Below are 4,416 nucleotides of genomic sequence, written 5' to 3'. Positions count from 1 at the left end.
CCGCCCCCTCCCGGAACTCGGCGTCGTACGTACGTCGCTTCCCCACCCTCAACTCCTTATCGGGTCACGACTCCACGCTACGAGGGGAAGCACACGACTATCTGGACGACTACCGCAAGGTATTCGGCGACGCCGGCGACGAACTCTGGCACCTGGAACGCGGCCGAGGCGCGATCCACATCAGCGACAACGGATGCGGGATGACCGGCTGGCTCATCGTCGTCGGCCCACACCGCGGGGAACTCCGCGACCGGGACTGCGCGGTCAACCCACCCTTCGAGCCGTACGTCGACGCAAAGGGAAACCGCCACACCTTCCGCACCTGGTACCTCGAGTGGCTTGAGCAGCGCGATGATCAAGAGCTGGTGACCCTGGCCCGCCCCACGCACAGCGTCCTACTCAACCCTTCCCCTCAAAGGAACTGCACCCTTCTTCGATACGGTCCCGCACCGTCCGAGTCGGGTGCAACGGCCGTGTGCGGGCGGCCTTGGCCGTGACGGGCGACGGCGAGGACCACCCGGCCGCGCGCCCTGCCGAAACTGTCGGCTCGGCACTGCCGTGGGCACCTGCCCGGCCCAGATACAGGTGGTGGGACAGGTGTTTGCACGCGGGCGCCGAGCCCGGAAACCGGTGAATGCTGCTGATGCCTCGCGAATCGGGGAGCCCGGTGACGTGAGACTTCCTTCCAGCCACCTCCTCAAGGTGCCGCGGCCCGTGCTGCCGGGACACGTCCACGGTTGCCCTCGAAGGAAACAGGAGAGCGAGCAGTGGTGGAACGATGACACCTACCCCGTGCCGCAGACGGCCCCGCCTCGTGCGGACACCGCCTCGACCCGACCGAGGACCCACTGACGCGCCGTGGCGGGCGACTGGCGATCTCCCGCAGGTCAGCGCAACCTTAGGGACCCGTTAGGGGCTGCTGTCCACAGTGACGTCGCGGGTGAGCCCCTCCTACCATCAGGCACATCGGCCGGTGGCCGGCCCACCTGGCCCGCCCACCGGCCGATTCGGGGAGCACGGTCCGACGACAGCGAGTCCACGGCCGCCCCTTTCCCTCGAGCGTCCGGCGGCAGGCCTTGTGCCGGCGCTCGTGCCCGTGCCGGTCTGCGACCCCGCGCCGACCGGCACCGCGTCCCGGCCTCCGGTCATCCCCCTGCTCCGGAGGAGCCGGCGACGCCCGGGCGCACCGCAGACCTGCCTTTGCGGTGCGCCCGGCCCTCCGCAGTCCTGCCTCCCCGGCAGCCCTGTGCCCGGGACCTCGCCAGGCGCGGCCCACCGGCACCCACCGCAGAGCCTGGCCGGTGACAGCAGCCCAGACCCTGCGGTGGGTGCCGAGAGAGAGGAACTGTGTATGACTGCCGATCGGGCGACCACGGCGGCCGATGTCGCCGCCGCGCAGGCCGGCGACGAGGCGGCTCTCGACCGGATCGTGACCGCCTTCCTGCCGCTGGTCTACCGACTGATCGGCCAGCAACTGGACGGGCACGTGGACGTGGACGACGTGGTCCAGGAGACCATGGTCCGCGTCGTCCACCGACTGGACACCCTTCGCGACCCGTCCTGCTTCCCGTCCTGGCTCGTGGCGGTGGCCATGAACGAGGTACGCCGCCGCTGGAGCCGCCGCCAGCCGGTACTCGCCCACGAGCCGGACGACCGCCTTGCCGACCCCGACGCCGACTTCGTCGACGTCACCCTCCTGCGCCTGTGCATGCTCGACGCCCGCCGCGAGTTCGCCGAGGCCACCCGATGGCTGGACCCGGACGACCGCCACCTCCTCGCCCTGTGGCAGCGGGAGAACGACGGCGACCTGACCCGCCCCGACGTCGCCCGGATCCTGAAGATCTCGCTCCACCACGCCGGCGTGCGCATCCACCGGCTGAAGGCCCGCCTCACCACCAGCCGCGCCGTCGTCCACGCGCTGGCCGCACAACCCGGCTGCCCCGACCTGGCCACCGCCACCACGGACCGAGGCGGCGCCTCGACCCCGCTGTGGCGCAACCGAATAGCCCGGCACATCCGCTCCTGCGCCTTCTGCTACGGCCACCAGGGCGACCTGATGCCGGTGGAGGTACTGCTGGCGGACGAGGTGCTCTACGGCGCGGCCCCGCCGGCCGCGCTGCAGGGACGTGCGACGGCGGACCGACCGCTGACTCCGTTGCCGAGGACATCGGCGCGCAGATCCGGACGCGGCCCTTTGCAGGATCAACTTCCCGGACCATGCCCAGGCGTTCCGCGCCCCCGATCTCCCTACCCGCACGTCGAGCGGGCGGCAGCGCCGGGCGTCGCACGGGCACGCGAACTCCGGGCAGTCGGACCCTGGCTCGCCGGGGATCAGCCGTGGTCCGACCGCCCGGAGTTCCGGTCCTGGCCAAGGACACGAGAAGCGTCCATCCAAGCCGGGCCCGGCACCTGAGGACAGCCACGTGTCTCACCGCCTGTAGCGCGGCAAACACTCAGCAATTCCCTGGGCAGCAGTCCGGGGAGTCGTCCCCGCCAGCACGCACCAGGTCGTTAGCGCTAACGGCTGTACCGCCCTCAAGGCCGGCGAGACGCCGGGAGCGTCAGGATGCGCTGGCAGCCGGCGCGGGTGAGCACGCTGATGATTCGGCGAGCTCTGACGTCGTCGCCGGAGAAGACCCACCGCCCGGGAACGAGGATCACCCTGTGGGAGCCGTCCGCCACGGCGCGGACCAGCTGCTCCAGACGGGGTGGAATCCCGCTGGAGGGATAGCCCTCGTCAACGAAGAAGACGGGGGCCGGCAGGCCCAGCCGGGCAGCGAAGTGACGGATGGCCTCGAGGTGGCGGGGCGCGTGGGAGGAACTGCGTGGGTGGTACCGCAGGTATGCAGCAGGCGGGAGGAACACGGGCTTGTCGCGGCTGGCCATCAGGATGTCCTGGATGTGCAGGGATGCCAGGCAGGCAGCGCCAGGCATCACAGGTGATCGTGAAGGGGATCAGGCGGCGGGAAGGTCGGCCCAACGGTGGCACCCGGCGGCAGGGGCCGGCTGCCGTGGGCTGTCGACAGCGCGGAGAAGACGGCGCCTCCCACGCGCGCGTGGTTCGGGGAGGTCTCCACGGGACAGCGCCAGCGGGCCAAATTGATCGTTGAGCGATACCCGAAGAAGCATCGACCGCATTCCGGCTCGCATGGCGGGACGGGAAAGGCAGATCGTCCCGGCACCTGAGCCGGCATCAACACGGACAGATCACCCCTATGCCGCCGCCCTGAGGCAGCCGGTCACAGCAGCCGTTGCTGGTGATCGAGCCGGTAGCCGGCTCCCGGCCCGTCGCGGATTTCCAGGGCGAGTGGCCGCAGCCGGAGATTGAGCTGGTCGACGAGCCGGGTGAGGGTGCGCTCGGACACCGCAGCGCCGTTGCGGCCGACTCCGCGCCGCAGTTGCGCAGGGGACACGGGCCCGCTCGTGGCGAGCAGCACTTCGAGCAGGCGTTGTTCGCCGTGCGGCAGCCGGGGCAGGTGGCCGGCCAGGAGTTCGGCGTATGGGTGCTGGGGCCGGGCCGCCCGGCGGCGCCAGTGTGCGGCGATGCGGGTGAGCTGTTCGATGGGTTCGGCATTGCGGGCGATGACATCGAGGGCGTCGGCGTCGAACAAGGGGGCAGCATCGATCGTCTCTTCGGCCAGGACGATGGTGGGGGCATGGCGCTGGAGATGCCGTAGGTGGGTGAGTGCCTGGCCGGTGTGGGTGAGGTGGGGCAGGTCGAGCAAGGCGCACGGGGTGGGCATGGCTGTGACGGTCAGGACCATGGCGGGGGTGCCCCAGTCGATGGGCTGGATGCGGTGGTGTGCGTGTTCCAGCCGGGCGAACAGATCTCGTGATCCGCTGGGGCTGGTTGTGATCACCGTAAGTTCGCGGGGGAGGAGACGGTGGGCCATCCGGCTCGGAGCGGCCAGGAAGGCCCGGTCGGGAGAGGTCATGATGCGGCTCCGTGATCTCGGGGGCGTGGTGACCATGCCGCTCTGGGCTGGCATATGTGGCGGTGCTACTGCCGGTCGGCCATGGGCCACCTGTCGGGTGCGCAGCGGCTCCGGAGGCCGGCAGAGGACGGCCGCAGGTTGGGCGCTTGCGTGAGACGCCCAAGCCCCGAGGTGGCGTTCTCATGACCTGAGGACGGTTGAGAGCACGCATATTCGTCGGGTTGGCCGCGCACCGGAGCACCCGTCCTACGCACTCCTGGAGTCAGGCACGGCTACCGAAACGATCCGCGACAGGCATGTGTATGGAAGCCGAGCTGGTCGGTCAGGCGGGCGCTGATGGGCAGGAGTGTGCGGGCGCCGAGCTGCCGGGTCAAGACCCAAAATCTGGCTCTTGTGCTCCATCTGTGGGTCGCTGAGGAGCGCCTGACGCAGTACACGCCGTCCCCTGTGCAGATCTTGAGGTGTTGAGGCCCGAGATCGG

The 4,416-nt window shown here is 70.3% G+C and carries 3 protein-coding genes and 1 pseudogene; 2 read left to right on the top strand and 2 right to left on the bottom strand.

Translation table 11 applies throughout. The annotated features are described in order from the left end of the window. Both ACIOFR_RS41835 and ACIOFR_RS41830 read left to right on the top strand, forming a co-directional pair. A pseudogene (locus ACIOFR_RS41835) lies at positions 1 to 497 on the top strand (hypothetical protein); the annotation flags it as partial. 854 nt (positions 498 to 1,351) lie between these two features. After that, complete coding sequence (locus tag ACIOFR_RS41830; protein ID WP_401006025.1) at positions 1,352 to 2,413, top strand: sigma-70 family RNA polymerase sigma factor; 1,062 nt, start codon at positions 1,352 to 1,354, stop codon at positions 2,411 to 2,413. 122 nt (positions 2,414 to 2,535) lie between these two features. Here the strand turns inward: ACIOFR_RS41830 and ACIOFR_RS41825 are convergent, their stop codons facing one another. Together ACIOFR_RS41825 and ACIOFR_RS41820 are read right to left on the bottom strand one after the other, a co-directional pair. Beyond that, positions 2,536 to 2,934 carry a hypothetical protein gene (locus tag ACIOFR_RS41825; protein WP_401006023.1) on the bottom strand — a complete coding sequence of 133 codons (399 nt, stop codon included), beginning with the start codon at positions 2,932 to 2,934 and terminating at the stop codon, positions 2,536 to 2,538. A 305-nt stretch (positions 2,935 to 3,239) separates the two neighbouring features. Further along, positions 3,240 to 3,935, bottom strand: a complete 696-nt coding sequence (locus tag ACIOFR_RS41820; RefSeq protein WP_401006021.1) for a hypothetical protein — start codon at positions 3,933 to 3,935, stop codon at positions 3,240 to 3,242. Positions 3,936 to 4,416 lie beyond the last annotated feature (481 nt).

This window comes from Kitasatospora sp. NPDC088346 (assembly GCF_044740765.1).
Classification (GTDB): Bacteria; Actinomycetota; Actinomycetes; order Streptomycetales; family Streptomycetaceae; genus Kitasatospora.
The sequence above is the reverse complement of the archived record's forward strand: the minus strand, read 5'-3'. Positions and strand labels throughout refer to the sequence as shown.